This window comes from Dyadobacter fermentans DSM 18053, assembly GCF_000023125.1.
GTDB lineage: Bacteria > Bacteroidota > Bacteroidia > Cytophagales > Spirosomataceae > Dyadobacter > Dyadobacter fermentans.
Genome location: NC_013037.1, coordinates 3,655,453 through 3,671,423, shown reverse-complemented (window position 1 = coordinate 3,671,423; position 15,971 = coordinate 3,655,453). Strand labels below are relative to the sequence as shown.

Here is a 15,971-nt window from a genome sequence, read left to right as displayed (position 1 = left end):
CGTTTTAAGGTCTATGGCGAAAATAACACGAAGTGGCCTGCATTCCTACCTGTCTCGTATTAGTGTAAGGTTACAGTGCTCATCGGTCGAAGTCCCGGATAAGTGGTTGGCAGATCACCGAATCACGATTTTGCGGCTCCCGAAATCCTCGCCGCCGGCCGCGCTGAGGCGCACGATGTACACGCCCGCAGGCAGCATTGATGCATCGAAACCGAGGCTACTGCGCACATGACTGATCACCCTGGTTCCCTGCCGGTTATAGATACGGATGACGAAGCTCGTCGCCGGGAGCGACGGCGTTTCTTCAAAAACGATCCGAAAATGGCCCCGGCCCGCCGGTGCCACCGACCATTCCACCGTTTTGCATGGCACCCGGACGTGCCGTATCGCAGAGGTGGCGGAAGAGCCGTCGGCATCGACCATCCGCAGACGGTAGTAGTTGGTACTTTTCGGCGTAATGTCTTCAAATTCATACGTCCTGGCACTTCCTGAATAGCCATTTGCTTCAATCCGCCCGATTGCTGTGAACGTTTTCCCGTCCACACTGCGCTCCACCGAGAAATAGCTGGCATTGTGCTCCATTGAAGTAACCCAGCGCAGCATTACTTTACAATTGGTATGTTGTGCATCAAACCGTTGGAGCCGCACAGGCAACGGTTTTGTGATAATACTGCTGAAAAAAGCAAATACAGCCGCAGTCACGCTGATTTCCTGAATCGTGAATTCAGACATTTCCACCGCCTGCCTCGCATCGGTATACCGCCGGAGGACCGGGTAGGGATCTTCCTTGCGGTAGCCGTAAGGATAGCGGTTCAGCGAATCCTGGATGACGTAGCTCGACGGCCGGTTCATGAGCAGCGAAGCCGCTGGCCCGAAAACCGGTACGCCGGGAACGGGCTCGGCAAACGTGCCCGGTACCGTGGACCAATGCAGCGGCAGGCGTGGCGGCGAGGCGCCAGCACCCGTGATAAAGGTTTGTGACAATGGATTATTCCCCAGCGGAATGTCGAGCTGGACCTTCGCGTAGTCAAGCAATTCGGGTTTTTGAAGCAGCAATGCAAACAGGATGTAATCGAAAGCGTAGCTCTGGGCCATACCGAATGTCCCGTAGCCGACGTACCCTTTAAAATGATGATACGCGCCATGATAAGCGTGGATCTTCATCGTCCGGTTGTAATAATTGACCAGAACTTCGCTATTCAGCTTGCTTTTGAACTCGTCGACCCACGCATTGTTGACCGCGAAAGTGGTAGTGGTATAAGCCCATGCTGCCTTGAAAGTGTGCTGCTGCCAGCTCATCGTGGCGTGAAACTGATGCGGGATTTTTCCATACCATTCATTGAAAGCGGCATTGTATTGCGCCTCTCCGGTGGTTTTGTACAACTCCGCGGCCGCCCACGCCCGGTTGTCGGCGTCGATCGGATCGGGGTAGGGGCCTGCTGCTATGCCCGGGACGTTCACGGCGGGCGTTGGCGATGGGTGATTTTCCAAAAATGTCCATGCTTTGCGCGCCTTGTCGAGGCAGAGGGCGGCGTAAGCGGCATCGAACCCGGTGAAATTCCGGGCGGCCATTGCCATAGCGGCGGCGAATAGCGCCGTGGATTGGGTTGTCTTTTCGGAAATGTACAGGGTGCCGTGCTCGTCGGCCGGTAGACCCTGGGACCACGTTGCGGGCGTGACGCGAAAGTAAACACCGCCATCGGGTGCCTGCATTTGCATGAGCCAGTCCGTTTCATATCGGACTTCGTCTATCCAGTCGGGCACGCCGTTGCCGCTTTCAGGAATGTTGAGATGGCCGTCCGGGAATTTCTGGGGGTAAAGTTCAAATGCCGTGAACATGATGAACAATGCGCTTGCCGCCGTGGGCATATAGCGTCCGTAGTCGCCGGCATCGAGCCACCCGCCGGTCATCGGAAGCGCAGTTCCCGGAGGATGGTCAGATGCCGAATACAATGGCGATTGAAGGTGTGAGGAATGGATTTCGGCACTTGTTGCGGGCAGGCCGTCGCCGGCCCACGCTCCTGCGTGACCGGCGCTTATTTTCCCGGAGCGCTGGTAAAACAATGCTCTCGTGGTGTTGAAATAAAGCTCGTCATAGCATTCCGGTGAAATCAAGAACGTGGGCGATCGCCCATAGCCCGGCACAAAGAGATGGTATTGCCCGGGAGATTTGAATTCCGAAAAATCGATTTCAAAAACACTTTCGCCGCTGAATGCGGAATCGGATTTGAGATACCGGCAGGTTCCATCATAGGCAATCTTCCCGTCGGAGCCGATGAGCTGGAACTCCGGCGGAGCCAGGGAGTCGATCGGCATAAACCAGGCATCTCCCAGAAACCGTCCCAACTTGCCCAATTTAGGGCTGTCGGGAAGATAGCCCACCTGATTGACTTTGACATTACCAGCAATATCAGCGTCGTTGAAAGTGAATGTTTCGTCAACACTGGCGGCATTGCCATCGGTATCTTTAATGGCGTCCGTGAGGAGTTGGTAGGCGATGCCATTTTTTAATGGTTTGTCAAAAATCAGGTATAACTCAAAAGCGATTTGCGGTGTGCCCGATGCCGTGAGGCTTTTCACAAAGCTATGCCTTCCAATGCGTGCGGGATGCGCGCCGGCGTAATAGCCGGGATCGGCTGTCGATTGGAGTGAATACCGTTTGGGATCGTGGCAGCCTGTCGTGTCGAAACGCTCGCTGATCGTCAGCAGCAGCACTTTTTCGGAAACGGCAGACAAGGCAACCTGCGGATTCCCTGGCAGCGAGCCAGCGGGCTGCCCGCTGGCGTCGGTAGCCTCAACAATTAGCAGCAATATCATTATTCGTCCCATCACATTTTGTATTAATTGTGAATGGGAGCATGAGCGATATGCATGCCGCTGCTGACGGTTTTGCGCTGTTAGATTTCAACCGGCGGAAGTCGTTTATCACCCGGTTGAAGATGCTGTCTCGATCGAGTGCAAACAGCATTGTAGCGCTTGTGCCGGGACTTTAATTCCTCAGTATTTCTTTTGAAATCACCATTTTCTGGATTTCGCTCGTGCCTTCGCCGATAGTGCAGAGCTTGCTGTCGCGATAGAATTTTTCGGCGGGATAGTCTTTTACAAAACCATAACCTCCAAAGATTTGCACGGCATCGTTGGCGACACGCACCGCCGTTTCGGAAGAATGGTATTTCGCGACCGAACTTGCCAGCGTCACTTTTTCACCGGCGTCTTTCAATGAGGCAGCGTGGAATGTAAGCAGGGAAGAGGCTTGCGCATCGGTGTACATGTCGGCCAGTTTGAATGCAATCGCCTGGAAATCGCAGATGGCCTTGCCGAACTGCTTGCGCTCTTTGGAATAGGCCAATGCGGCCTCGTAGGCGCCAAATGCAGTACCTACGCCCAGCGCGGCAATCGAAATACGGCCGCCATCGAGCACTTTCAACGACTGGATAAACCCGTCGCCGATTTCGCCCAGGCGCTGGCTGTCGGGAATGCGGCAGTCCTGGAACAGTAGTTCCACGGTTTCGGAAGCGCGCATACCGAGCTTGTCTTCCTTCCGTCCCGCGCTGAACCCGGGCGTGTCGGCATCGAGCACGAATGCGGTGGCTCCGTGTTTGTCGCCCGGTTCGCCGGTGCGGGTCATGACCACGAGCACGTCGGCGCTTTTGCCGTTGGTTATGAAGTTTTTAGAGCCGTTGATCACCCAATCGTCGCCATCCCGGACGGCTACCGTGCGCATATTGCCGGCATCGGAACCCGTATTCGGTTCCGTAAGCCCCCATGCGCCCACGAGCGTGCCCGAGGCGAGGCCCGGCAGGTATTTTTGATGCTGTGCGGCATTGCCGAACATGTATATATGATTGGTACAAAGCGAATTATGTGCCGCCATCGACAATGCTACCGACGGATCAACCTTCGCCAGTTCGATGATCGCCGTCACGTACTCGCGGTAGCCCAGGCCCGCGCCACCGAGGGCTTCGGGAATGAGCATACCCATGAGGCCGAGCTCGCCCATTGATCTGAAAAGTTCCTTTGGAAAATGCTGTTGGTCGTCCCAGGTGCGGATGTGCGGTTTGATGTGCAGCGCGGCGAAATCCCTGACCGTTTCTTTAATGAGGTTACAAATCTCGTCGGATGGGTTATTAGTCAGGTCTTTTTCTCGTGTGTCCATAGGTGTTGATGATTATATTTGTGTGATTACCCAATGATAGTGAGAATGCGACAAAATCGCTAGCCACTGACGAACAAATCCAAATGCCGACGGTGAAGATTCGCTTAAAAAAATTACTTTTGCAACCGTCCTAACGCACTGGACTTAGTTAAGTACAATTCTCTGAATTTAATTAAACAAGTGCCGAAACAGCTATATAATAATTAACCGTTTATGAAAATTGCAGTAGTAGGAACAGGATACGTCGGTTTGGTGACAGGTACCTGCTTTGCCGAGACCGGCAACCAGGTAACATGCGTAGACATCGACGTCAGGAAGGTGGAACGCCTTCAAAAAGGAGAAATACCCATTTACGAGCCCGGCCTCGACGTGCTTTTCGACCGCAATGTGGCTGAGGGGCGCTTGTTGTTTACTACCAACCTGGCCGAAGGTATCAAAGATGCGCAGGTGATTTTCCTGGCATTGCCCACGCCTCCGGGCGAGGACGGCTCTGCCGATCTCAAATATATCCTGAAAGTAGCCGACGACCTAGGTCCGATCCTCGATCAGTACGCGGTGATCATCGACAAGAGCACCGTGCCCGTAGGAACAGCCGAGAAAGTGCGTGCTGCGGTTGCTAAGAATGCCAAAGTGGACTTCGATGTGGTGTCCAACCCAGAGTTCCTTCGCGAAGGTGTTGCGGTGGAAGATTTCATGAAGCCCGACCGCGTGGTGGTGGGTACAACCTCGGAAAAAGCCAAAAAGGTGATGGAGAAACTCTACGCTCCACTGGTGCGCCAGGGTAACCCGGTGATCTTTATGGATGAGCGCTCGGCCGAGATGACCAAATATGCGGCCAACTCGTTCCTGGCGATGAAGATCACGTTCATGAACGAAATCGCGAACCTTTGCGAGAAAGTAGGTGCCAATGTGGACGATATTCGTCGTGGTATCGGAACCGACAGCCGTATCGGCAAGCGCTTCCTTTTTGCGGGGATCGGCTACGGTGGCAGCTGTTTTCCTAAGGACGTTCAGGCTTTGGCTAAAACTTCAAAGGATTACGACTACGACTTCCGCATTCTGAAATCGGTGATGGATGTGAACTACGATCAGAAGAAGAAATTGCTTCCGATGGTAGAAAACTACTTCACCGACGGCCTGAAAGGCAAAACGATTGCAGTATGGGGATTGGCATTCAAGCCTTATACCGACGATATCCGTGAAGCGCCAGCATTGGAAAACATCGAAGCATTGCTTGAAGCAGGCGCCAAAGTGGTAGCTTACGATCCGGAAGCGATGACGAATGTGAAAGGCATTCTGGGAGATAAAATCACATTTACCCACACGCCTTACGCAGCGCTCGACGACGCGGATGCATTGATGATCTTTACCGAATGGCCTCAGTTCCGCACGCCGGAATTTGAAAAAATGGGTAAGCTGCTGAAAAATAAAGTCGTTTTCGACGGCAGAAACCTGTACGAACTCGATCAGATGCGCGAAATGGGTTACACCTATTACAGCATCGGTCGCGAGAAGGTGGTGCCGGCCTGATCATAAATTAGTAAATACTCAAAATCACTCATCTTAATGAAACGTGTTTTAATTACGGGAGCAGCAGGTTTCCTGGGTTCGCACCTCTGCGAGCGTTTTTTGAAGGAGGGAATGTATGTGATCGGGATGGATAACCTGATCACCGGCGATATGCGTAACATCGAACACCTGATGCCGGACCCGAACTTCGAGTTCAACCATCACGATGTGACCAAATACGTGCACGTACCGGGCGAGCTCGACTACATCATGCACTTCGCATCGCCCGCCAGCCCGATCGACTATCTGAAAATCCCTATCCAGACGCTCAAAGTAGGGGCAATGGGAACGCATAACCTGCTGGGATTGGCCCGTGCCAAAAAATCACGTTTCATTATCGCTTCCACTTCGGAAGTGTACGGCGATCCGCTCGTGCACCCGCAAACCGAAGATTACTGGGGCCACGTGAACCCGATCGGGCCGCGCGGCTGCTACGACGAAGCGAAACGTTACCAGGAGGCGATCACGATGGCTTACCACCGCTACCACGGTCTCGAAACCCGCATCGTCCGCATTTTCAATACTTACGGACCGAGAATGCGACTCAATGACGGACGGGTATTGCCGGCATTCATGGGTCAGGCGCTGCGCGGCGAGGACATTACCGTGTTCGGTGATGGTAGCCAAACCCGCTCGTTCTGCTATGTGGATGATCTGGTTGAAGGCATTTACCGCCTGTTGATGAGCGACTACTCGCTGCCTGTCAACATCGGTAACCCGAAAGAAATCACCATCGGCCAGTTTGCCGAAGAAATCATTAAACTGACGGGTACAGACCAGAAAGTGGTGTACAAACCGCTTCCGCAGGACGATCCAAAACAGCGCCAGCCGGACATTTCGAAAGCGAAGGAAATCCTCGGCTGGGAGCCGAAAGTTTCCCGCGAAGAAGGCCTCCGCATTACGTACGATTACTTCCGCAGCCTGCCGAAGGAGCGTTTGTACGAAGAGTCGAACCACAGGGGCTTCGAAGGTTTTTCAGCGAACAAGTAGTTTTTACTTCGGCTGTGGGCAGTCGGCTATCGGCTTTTTTAAGTTCGATGGCCGACTGCCGTCGTTTTTTCTGTAATCCAAAAAGCCGAAAGCCGATAGCCGACGGCCGAAGTTCTCAAAAAAAATCGACTGCCGAAAGCCGACAGCCGAAGTTGGTTAAGGTAGGGAATCAGTCGTATTATACTTCCATGATCTCCTTTTCCTTCACGGAGAATATCTGCTCAATTTTAGCTACAAAGCTGTCGGTCAGTTTCTGAACGCGTTCTTCGCTGGATTTTACCAGGTCTTCGGAAACGCCTTCCTTGGTCAGCTTGCGGAGCGAGTTGTTCGCATCCTGACGGATGTTGCGAACATTGATTTTTGCGGTTTCGATCTCGTTTTTAGCACGTTTCACGAGCTCACGACGACGCTCTTCATTCAATGGGGGAACAGAAATGCGGATCATCTCGCCGTCGTTGGAAGGTGAAAAGCCGAGGTTGCTGTTGCGGATCGCCTTTTCGATATCATTAATAATCTTCTTTTCAAACGGTTTGATAGCCAGCGTTCTGGCATCAGGTGTGTTGATCGTCGCCACGTTCTGGATCGGCGTCATTGAACCATAGTATTCGATCTGAAGACCTTCCAGCATTTGCGGGGATGCTTTTCCGGCGCGGATTTTACCCAATTCGATAATAAGGTGTTTGATTGCGCCGTCCATCGTATCCTTGGCGTCGTCCAGATATAATTCTATTTCTTCCATTGTTTTATAGTAAGCTGTATTTTCTATTGATTCGAAATCAGGGTTCCGACTTCACCGCCCATTACGAGCTCATAAAGGTTACCGGGCTTGTTCATGTCGAATACGATGATCGGCAGGTCGTTTTCCTTACACAATGTGAATGCGGTAAGGTCCATGATTTTGAGGTTTTTGGATAATGCCTCGTCAAATGTAAGCTGGGAATACTTCGTGGCGGTAGGATCTTTCTCCGGATCGGCCGTGTAAACGCCGTCCACACGCGTGCCTTTCAAAACCACTTCCGATTCCGACTCGATCGCGCGGAGGCCCGCAGTGGTGTCGGTTGTGAAGTAGGGGTTGCCGGTGCCTGCACCGAAGATCACCACACGTCCTTTTTCGAGGTGGCGGATAGCGCGGCGGCGGATCAATGGCTCGCAAACCTGCTCCATTTTGATCGCCGACATCAGGCGCGTGTTCATTCCGTGTTTTTCAAGTGAACTCTGGATCGCCATGCCGTTGATCACGGTCGCGAGCATGCCCATATGGTCGCCCTGCACGCGGTCGATCCCCGATTTTTCCACGGAAGCCCCGCGGAATATGTTTCCACCACCAATTACAATTGCCACCTGTACGCCTACCTCGGTAATCCTTTTGATTTCCTTGGCATAATTGTCGAGAATGTTAAAGTCAATGACCTGGGCCTTATCGCCCCCGTTGAGTGCTTCTCCGCTGAGTTTCAGTAATAAACGTTTGTATTTTGGTTCCGGCATGGTTGTGACGTGGTGTTTTGATCCGTAAAAATAAGTGGACGAAGTTCAGATTCACAAGTAATTTAGTGAAACTCCAATAATACCTGGTTTTTTTCAACAATCTGTCCGGGCGCCACTTTCAGCGATTTGATCACGCCGCTGCCCGACGATTTGATGACATTCTCCATCTTCATCGCCACGAGCACGAGCAGGTTGTCGCCCTTTGCAATGCTGTCGCCCTCAGCCACGGCAATGGACTGGATTAGCCCCGGCATGGGCGCCTTCACGTTGTTGATCTTTTGCGCGGAGCTGTTTTGCATTCCCATCTTTTCGAGCAGCAGGTCGAGGTCGTCCTTCGCCGTGGTGTGGTAATGCTGGCCGTTAATGAGCAAATGCGTCGTTTTTTCAGCCGCATTTCGGCTGATTACTTCTATATTATAGGATTTGTTCTGCCAGATTACGTGGAAACGGTTGTTGCCAAGCGCCGCAATGTCGCCGTCGAAGGCATTTCCATTGATAAACCAGCCTTCTTTCCGCTGATCGATTTCAAATGCCTGGCCGTTTTCAGGCTGCTCGGCCTGCGGCTTGTTTCCCACGTTTACTTTCAGCATACCATTTCACTGTAATCGTTCGAAATTTCTTTGAGGATGCTGTCGAGCTCGTCGAATGTAGGTGCTTCCACCAGGCGCATTCTGTATGGCTTAAAGTGTTCCAGCCCTTTGAAATAATTGGTATAGTGCCTTCTCATTTCAAAAACACCGGCCACCGGCCCTTTCCAGCGGATCGAAAATTCGAGGTGCCTGCGGCAGACGTCCACGCGCTGCTCCATGGTGGGCGGCGGCAGTTTTTCGCCGGTTTTGAGGTAATGCTTGATCTCATTGAAGATCCACGGGTTGCCGATCGTCGCGCGGCCGATCATGATGCCGTCCACGCCGTAGGTATTTTTGTATTCCAATGCCTTCTCGGGCGTATCCACGTCGCCATTCCCAAAAATAGGGATGGTAATGCGCGGGTTTTCCTTCACTTTGGCAATGAGCGACCAGTCGGCGGCGCCTTTGTACATCTGTACGCGTGTGCGACCGTGAATGGACAATGCCTTGATCCCGATGTCCTGCAACCGCTCCGCCACTTCCTGGATGTTTTTGGTGTTATCATCCCATCCGAGACGTGTTTTGACCGTCACCGGCAAATGCGTCGATTTAATTACCGACTCGGTCATTTTGACCATCTTCGGTACGTCCTGCAACAATGCAGCGCCGGCACCGCGGCACGCGACATTCTTCACCGGGCATCCGTAATTGATGTCGATCAGGTCGGGATTCACACGTGAGGCGATCTCCGCGCAAGAGCCCATCGTTTCCACATCGCTACCGAACAGCTGGATGCCGACCGGTCTTTCATATTCAAAAATGTCCAGTTTCTGAACGCTTTTGGCAGCATCACGAATGAGCCCTTCGGACGACACAAATTCGGTGTACATCAAATCGGCCCCGTTTTCCTTGCACACCGCGCGGAACGGCGGGTCGCTCACGTCCTCCATCGGGGCGAGCAGCAACGGAAATTCACTCAGTTCTATATTTCCAATCTTAACCATAATCCTTCAACACCGCTTCGCAGTAATATGTCGCTGTGGGGAACCTCCCGAAGGACAAGTTCCTCAGCCGGACCGGTTTGCGGAGCCCTTATTTATAAATTGATAATAAACTGTAAATTTACACCAATTATGCAAAATAGTAACCCGAATCTGCTTGTTTCGCGTGTGCCCGGCACCTGGGGCAGTTTATTGGTATTGGTTGGTTTTATGCTGATCGGCATGGCCGTAGGGAATGTGCTGGCGGTGATGGTGCTGGCGATATACCTCGGCGCCGACACGGAGAGCGTTACGGCGCTACTGACACAGCTCTTTGCCGAACCCGAAAAAATACCAAACGGATGGAATGCACTGATGATCATGCAGGGCACCGTCCATTTCTTCTCTTACTTACTCCCGACAGTCATTTACTGGTTTTATATCGAACGCCGCACCATCGGCGAATTCAGCACCGGGCGCAAACCGGCCTGGCACATCTGGGCGCTGGCGGTGGTGGTGGTGCTGGCATTTATCCCGGTGAACAGCAAGTTTATCGAATGGAACGCAGCAATGGACCTGCCGGACGCGCTGTCGGGACTGGAAAAATGGATGCGCGACAAGGAAGACCAGCTTTCGGTGATGACGGAGTTTCTGACGAGCTACCAGAGTTTCGGGCAGCTGCTCATTGCATTGTTCGTGGTGACATTACTTCCCGCGCTGGGTGAGGAAATCCTTTTCCGGGGCGTGGTACAAACGAAATTGTTTCAGGAATTACGCAATATCCACGTCGCGATATGGCTCTCGGCGGCCATATTCAGCGCTATACACTTCCAGTTTTACGGGTTTTTGCCACGGATGATGCTTGGTGCATTGTTTGGCTATCTGTATTATTGGACCGGCAATTTGTGGGTGGCGGTGCTGGCGCATTTTGTCAATAATGGCTTCGTGCTGGTAATGATGTACTTACACAACATTGGGCTGGTGACGATCAATATCGAGGAGGCCCGGTCGATGCCGGTAATGCTGATCCTGGCGTCGCTGCTGGTGTCGGCGGCGATACTCGGGGCAATCAGAAAAGATGGGCGAGGGGCTGCAAGAAGCGTCCCGCGCAAGGTTTAAGTTATTTTAACATTTCAAATAATGGAGGAGAATTGGGCGAAGGCCTACCAGAGCGGACAGGCGATCCGGGCGGAAATTGCCCGTGAAATTTTGGAACAAAACGGAATCGGAGCGGTGATTGTGAACAAACAGGACAGCAGCTACCCGATCTTCGGAAATTTTGAAGTCCATGTGCCCGCGGCGGATCTTGAACAGGCCCAAACCATACTGACGAATGAGGAAGCGCTTAAACAATCTGAGTAATTTACAGCAAAGGACCATTACGGGACTTGCGGGCGTGATTGTCATTATCGGTTGCATTCTTTACAGTGAATGGACGTTTCTACTGCTTTTTTGCACCATTAGCTCGCTCACACAGCTTGAATTTTACAAGCTGCTGGGCCTGGACGGTAACCAGCCGCTCACTTATTATGGCACGTTCTGTGGCACAGTCATGATGCTTCTTGCGTATCTGATAGAGCAGGACATTGTCGAGTTTGAAAACTATTTCATTATCAGCCCGTTGCTGTCGATGATCTTTTTTATCAAGCTCTACAAAAAGAATGATCTCAAACCATTTACAAATATCGGTTTCACGTTCCTGGGCATCATTTACGTGGCATTGCCATTCGCTTTAATCATCGTGATGGCGCTGCGCGGCGGTGTTTATAACTACGAAATCGTGCTGGGTAGCTTGTTGCTCCTGTGGGCGTCGGATATCGGCGGGTATTTTGCGGGTACCAAGTTCGGAAAAAGGAAGCTGTTCGAACGCATTTCGCCCAAAAAGTCGTGGGAAGGGTCGATGGGCAGCGCGGTTTTTGCGGGCATTATCGCGTTTGCGCTGGGGCATTATTTCCGTACCTTCGAACCCTGGAAATGGTATTGCATCGGCGCGATTATCGTGGTGGTGGGTACTTACGGGGATTTGGTGGAATCGCTTTTCAAAAGGAGTATCGCCATCAAGGATTCGGGAAGCAGTATCCCCGGCCACGGCGGTTTCCTCGACCGTTTCGACGGCCTTTTGTTGTCGGCACCATTTATTGTTACATTTTTGAAGTTATTTTCCTGAGTAAAATCGCTTTGTATAAATCGCAGGGCAATGCCCGGTTACTCGGGTCGTTTGTAAAATAAGGAACGGAATTTTTACAAGCTTTTCGCAGACACTATTTGAAGGGAAATTTATCATCGTGCTAATCTAAGTTACCGGGCGGCTGTCCCGGGGCAAAATCTGGAAGGAATGAAACGGAGTTTTTTAATATTTTTCCTCGTGCTTGCGGGAATGTTGTGTGGGCGGGAAGCATTTGCTCAGGGTGAGAAGAAGGCGATCATCTTCTCCGGCGTGGTGGTCGGCGGTAAGACGACCGACCGTCTCCCCGGTGCGACGATCTTCATCGTGAACGCTGGCCGCGGAACATTGGCTGGAACGGACGGTACATTCACCATCCCGGTATTTCCCGGCGATAGCATCGTGTTCAGCTACGTAGGTTTTAAAAAGCAATACCATATCGTTCCGAGAGGCTATAACTCGGACATTTACTCGGCCATCGTTGCCCTGCGTGAGGATGTGGTAACACTTTCCGGCGTGACGATCTATCCGTATTCGACCGAAGAAGAGTTCAAAAAGGCGTTTCTTGCATTGAAATTGCCCGATCAGGCGGAGCGCGACGCTTTGGCGAAGAGCACCGACCCGGATTATATCAACAGGCTCGCGGCCCAGATGCCCAACAATGCGCAGACGAACTATCGCTACTCGATGGACCAGCTTATGTTTGGCCGGGAATCGGCGGCTAACAAAGGTTTTGCGACAAGTTTCCCGTTCCTGAACCCATTTGCGTGGGCGAAGTTTATCAAATCAGTCAAAAACGGGGATTTGAAACAGAAAGATTGGAGCAAAGAGCTCAATGCGACCCCGCGTGAGAACATCGGCAAGCAGGATTTTATCCTGCCGAGTCCGGCCGAAGCGGAAGCTGCTAAAAAGCGCGGCAGCGACTAAACTGCCGTTTCAAACTTTTTCAATTGCACATCATTTCCGTCGAACACGGCATAATGCTGTTGGGTAACCCATTCACCGAGGTTAATGTAGCGTGAATGCGCGCTCACGTGCATATCCAGCACCAGGTGCCGGTGCCCGAAAATGTAGTAATCGTGCGGTGCTGTGGCCTCCACCTCACGGCAGTATTGAAATAACCATTCATTGTCCGCGCCCAGGAAGCGCTCTTCGCCCTTATTTACATTAGCCAGCCGGCTGCGTTTCGACCATTCGGAAGCGATCCACATGCCCACGTCCGGGTGAACGATGCGGAACAGCCATTGGAAGAATTTATTTTCAAAAACCTTCTTTAAAAACTTGTAGGTATGGTCACCGGGGCCAAGACCGTCGCCGTGGCCTACCAGCAGCTTCTTGCGTCCCGCCGGGGAATCGATCGTGAAGCTCACGGGATTGCGGTAAATGGGCGCGCCGAGCTCTTCGGTGAGGTAGCCTGACATCCACATGTCGTGGTTTCCCGTAAAAATGATCAGTTCAATGCCATCGTCGGCCAGTTCCGCCAGCTTGCCGAGCAGCCGTACAAAGCCTTTGGGGATTGCGCGGTTATATTCAAACCAGAAGTCGAAAATATCACCGACGAGGAAGATCGTCTGTGCATCGTGCCGGATCGACTCGAGCCAGCGTACAATGCGTTTTTCGCGTTCGCGGCTGGCGGCAGCGGTGGGTACGCCCAGGTGAAAATCCGACGAAAAGTAAATGCGGCGGCCCTGCGCGAGTGTAATGCTTTTTTGCTGGAAAGAAATACTCATGTAGATGGGACAAATGCGGTGCAATTTACAATGTTCGTGCGAAATGGTATGGTTTTTCAGCAGGCTCTTTCTAGCTTGCATCCATTTAAAGAACCTGCGAAAATGAAACGTTACCTAGCCATTCTAATCCTTTCGGCTGGCCTGTTGGGCACCGTTTTGCCCGCATCGGCACAAGCCCCGAAGAAGATCCCCGCCGACAAGCAGCGCGCATTGCTGTGGAAGCCCGACAAAGGGCAATATTATTTCAGCCATGCCCTGGTTTTTGACTATCAGAACAAAGCGGATAAAACCAGCGGCACATTAAAAGTGCACCTCGATCCCGTCACGGGCGCCATGTGCTTTGTGAAAGAAACGAGTTTCGGGCAGGGCGGCAAAGCGTTTGATTTCGCGATCGGCTTTCCCGATGGGAAGTACATTTTCTGCGGTACCGACGAGAATGGTAAAAAAGTGCGCGTGAACGAACTGGTGAAGGAATTCAAGCCGGATGTCGACACGAAAAAGCAGCAGCAGGACGATTTCAAGACCTACGTGGTGCCTACGGAAAACAAACGTGAAGATTTCGGGTTCACCAGCACCGAGTACGACCTCACCTACGCCACTTCCGGCACGCAGGAGAAAATTTGGCTTACCAAAACGCCGTTCAGCGTGTATCCGCTCTACGGCCTCGAATTCGTGGAAAGCGCAGTAAGCCTGCCGGTTTCGTTCGATTATATGAACCTGCTGCCGTCAGACTTACTGCTTTCGGAAATGAATTCGAAGGATGTGGTTTTGAAACTGAAAAGCTTCGGAAAAGACCCTTACACGGCAAATGCGAAGGGTTATGCCGTGTTGAAGGTAGAATAACTGATGTCACGCTGAGCAGACCGGGCCGCCGGGCGGTCGAAGCGTATGCGAGATGTTCGCGGTACGGACTGTCTTCGACTGCGCTCAGAATGACATTTATGCATTCTCTGCCGGTACTTCATCTGTGACCTCGGCGTCAACATCGGCCGGTGCGGGAGCTTCGGCCTGGGCAGGAGCTGCCTGCGCCCTTTCCGCCATTACTTCGCTCAACGGCCGCATATTGGCCGGGATTTCTGGTTCTTTATCCTCGTCGGCGGAGTATGGGAATACGTCGAGGATCGGAGTGAGGTTAATGTCGGTCACTTCGTAGGGGATCAGGAAATTGCGCATGCTTTCGTTGATCCGGTCGAGTGCCTGCTGGATACCTTCGGCGTTTACCAGCATATAATTCACGATTTTCTTCTCTTTTCCGCTTTTTTCATCCACCGAAAAGTAGATCACCTTCGCTTTAAACCACTGCTCGCCTTCCTCGTAGGAGAAAAGATCGGCCAGGCGCATTCTGCTGATGGCCGTCACGCTGAAATCGCTGGCTTCGGTCAGGATCTGCTTGTACAGCCTGGCCTCCGATTCGGTGTAAGAAACGGCATCCACGAGATACGTCTCGTTGATCGTTTTCAACCTTCCTGCTTCATCTTCTTTTTGATACCGAATTTTTCCTAAATACCAGCTGGCCATATTCGTGTTGATTGGGTGAAAATTTAGAGTGTGCAAATGTAGACGCTGAGCCGAAAGCACGCAAAAAAATAAACGTCTTAAACTAATAATCCCCGCCGCAGGTATGCGTTCTGATACCTACTGTTTAACTTGCGTAAAATACATTATAATGAAAAAACACATTTGGATGGCCGCATTCATGCTCATTGCGGCTGTTATGACGGGTTGCGGCGTGAGTCGCCAGGTTTCAGAGGCGAAGGTTTTCGGGGATTGCAAATATAACATCGGGTCGGTGGACAGCGTCTATCTGGCCGGTATCGATGTCCGCGAGTTCAGGAACCTCAGAAGTTTCAGCGATTTCGACCTGGCCAAATATCCCGGGCTGGCCATGGGGCTGCTGCGGAAAAACGTGCCGCTCAACCTGCGGGTGAATGTCGATATCACCAACCCGACCCGCAAACGCGCCGCGATCAACCAGCTCGAATACAAAGTATTGCTTTCCGAAAGCGAGATATTCAACGGCTACCTGAATCAGCTCATCGAGGTCCTTCCGGGCACCACGCCTACACGCGTGCCAGTGAGCCTGCAAACGAATGCATATCAGCTTCTTTCCAATGACCAAACGCGCGATCAGTTCGTGAACATGATCCTCGCGCTGACGGGCAAGTCGGACGCGAAACCCGCCCGGTTCGTTGTGAAAGTGCGTCCTACATTGGATATTGCCGGAAAGCAGGTCAATTACCCCGGTTATATTACTTTTGAAAAAGAAATAACCAGTCAGATGGTCACCGGCGGACGGTAATTACTGATTCACCCATTTAGCATCCCAGA

The 15,971-nt window shown here is 52.0% G+C and carries 16 protein-coding genes; 8 read left to right on the top strand and 8 right to left on the bottom strand.

All coding sequences use genetic code 11. The annotated features are described in order from the left end of the window. Positions 1–114 precede the first annotated feature (114 nt). Both DFER_RS14840 and DFER_RS14835 read right to left on the bottom strand, forming a co-directional pair. A complete protein-coding gene (locus tag DFER_RS14840; protein WP_143828740.1) occupies positions 115–2,829 on the bottom strand; it encodes a glycoside hydrolase family 9 protein in 2,715 nt (904 codons plus the stop codon). A gap of 160 nt (positions 2,830–2,989) precedes the next feature. Continuing rightward, the gene (locus DFER_RS14835; RefSeq protein WP_015812466.1) at positions 2,990–4,156 is read right to left on the bottom strand and encodes an acyl-CoA dehydrogenase family protein; all 1,167 of its coding nucleotides are present in this window, start codon (positions 4,154–4,156) and stop codon (positions 2,990–2,992) included. A 213-nt stretch (positions 4,157–4,369) separates the two neighbouring features. On the opposite strand from DFER_RS14835, the gene DFER_RS14830 reads away from it, so the two are divergent. Together DFER_RS14830 and DFER_RS14825 are read left to right on the top strand one after the other, a co-directional pair. Then, positions 4,370–5,686 carry a UDP-glucose dehydrogenase family protein gene (locus DFER_RS14830; RefSeq protein WP_015812465.1) on the top strand — a complete coding sequence of 439 codons (1,317 nt, stop codon included), beginning with the start codon at positions 4,370–4,372 and terminating at the stop codon, positions 5,684–5,686. A 36-nt stretch (positions 5,687–5,722) separates the two neighbouring features. After that, positions 5,723–6,715: a UDP-glucuronic acid decarboxylase family protein gene (locus DFER_RS14825; RefSeq protein WP_015812464.1), complete on the top strand. Its 993-nt coding sequence runs from the start codon at positions 5,723–5,725 to the stop codon at positions 6,713–6,715. 178 nt (positions 6,716–6,893) lie between these two features. On the opposite strand, the gene frr is transcribed toward DFER_RS14825, so the two are convergent. From frr to dusB, 4 genes are all read right to left on the bottom strand, one after another. Next, a complete protein-coding gene (frr, locus tag DFER_RS14820; RefSeq protein WP_015812463.1) occupies positions 6,894–7,454 on the bottom strand; it encodes a ribosome recycling factor in 561 nt (186 codons plus the stop codon). A 23-nt stretch (positions 7,455–7,477) separates the two neighbouring features. Further along, on the bottom strand, positions 7,478–8,200 hold the full coding sequence (pyrH, locus tag DFER_RS14815; protein WP_015812462.1) for a UMP kinase: 723 nt from the start codon (positions 8,198–8,200) through the stop codon (positions 7,478–7,480). A gap of 62 nt (positions 8,201–8,262) precedes the next feature. Then, positions 8,263–8,790 (bottom strand): acyl-CoA carboxylase biotin carboxyl carrier protein subunit, encoded by a 528-nt coding sequence (locus DFER_RS14810; RefSeq protein WP_015812461.1) that lies wholly within the window; start codon positions 8,788–8,790, stop codon positions 8,263–8,265. Further along, complete coding sequence (dusB, locus tag DFER_RS14805) at positions 8,784–9,773, bottom strand: tRNA dihydrouridine synthase DusB (RefSeq protein ID WP_015812460.1); 990 nt, start codon at positions 9,771–9,773, stop codon at positions 8,784–8,786. The genes DFER_RS14810 and dusB overlap by 7 nt, the downstream gene beginning before the upstream one ends. Before the next feature lie 129 nt (positions 9,774–9,902). Between dusB and DFER_RS14800 the strand changes: the two genes are divergently transcribed. The 4 genes from DFER_RS14800 to DFER_RS14785 all read left to right on the top strand — a co-directional run bounded on the left by DFER_RS14800 (position 9,903) and on the right by DFER_RS14785 (position 12,840). Continuing rightward, the gene (locus DFER_RS14800; protein ID WP_015812459.1) at positions 9,903–10,868 is read left to right on the top strand and encodes a CPBP family intramembrane glutamic endopeptidase; all 966 of its coding nucleotides are present in this window, start codon (positions 9,903–9,905) and stop codon (positions 10,866–10,868) included. A gap of 21 nt (positions 10,869–10,889) precedes the next feature. Beyond that, complete coding sequence (locus DFER_RS14795; protein ID WP_015812458.1) at positions 10,890–11,111, top strand: putative signal transducing protein; 222 nt, start codon at positions 10,890–10,892, stop codon at positions 11,109–11,111. Continuing rightward, positions 11,083–11,916, top strand: coding sequence for a phosphatidate cytidylyltransferase (locus tag DFER_RS14790; protein ID WP_015812457.1), 834 nt, complete (start codon positions 11,083–11,085; stop codon positions 11,914–11,916). Before DFER_RS14795 ends, DFER_RS14790 begins: the two co-directional genes overlap by 29 nt. 168 nt (positions 11,917–12,084) lie before the next feature. After that, positions 12,085–12,840 carry a carboxypeptidase-like regulatory domain-containing protein gene (locus DFER_RS14785; RefSeq protein WP_015812456.1) on the top strand — a complete coding sequence of 252 codons (756 nt, stop codon included), beginning with the start codon at positions 12,085–12,087 and terminating at the stop codon, positions 12,838–12,840. Here the strand turns inward: DFER_RS14785 and DFER_RS14780 are convergent. Further along, on the bottom strand, positions 12,837–13,643 hold the full coding sequence (locus DFER_RS14780) for a UDP-2,3-diacylglucosamine diphosphatase (protein ID WP_015812455.1): 807 nt from the start codon (positions 13,641–13,643) through the stop codon (positions 12,837–12,839). The genes DFER_RS14785 and DFER_RS14780 overlap by 4 nt on opposite strands. A 102-nt stretch (positions 13,644–13,745) precedes the next feature. Here DFER_RS14780 and DFER_RS14775 point away from each other — a divergent pair, with 102 nt between their 5' ends. Beyond that, positions 13,746–14,486 carry a hypothetical protein gene (locus DFER_RS14775; protein ID WP_015812454.1) on the top strand — a complete coding sequence of 247 codons (741 nt, stop codon included), beginning with the start codon at positions 13,746–13,748 and terminating at the stop codon, positions 14,484–14,486. A gap of 96 nt (positions 14,487–14,582) precedes the next feature. On the opposite strand, the gene DFER_RS14770 is transcribed toward DFER_RS14775, so the two are convergent. Next, entirely contained in the window at positions 14,583–15,161 is a 579-nt protein-coding gene (locus DFER_RS14770) for a DUF4494 domain-containing protein (RefSeq protein WP_015812453.1), read from the bottom strand. Positions 15,162–15,309: 148 nt separating this feature from the next. Between DFER_RS14770 and DFER_RS14765 the strand changes: the two genes are divergently transcribed. After that, positions 15,310–15,942, top strand: coding sequence for a hypothetical protein (locus tag DFER_RS14765; protein ID WP_015812452.1), 633 nt, complete (start codon positions 15,310–15,312; stop codon positions 15,940–15,942). Positions 15,943–15,971 lie beyond the last annotated feature (29 nt).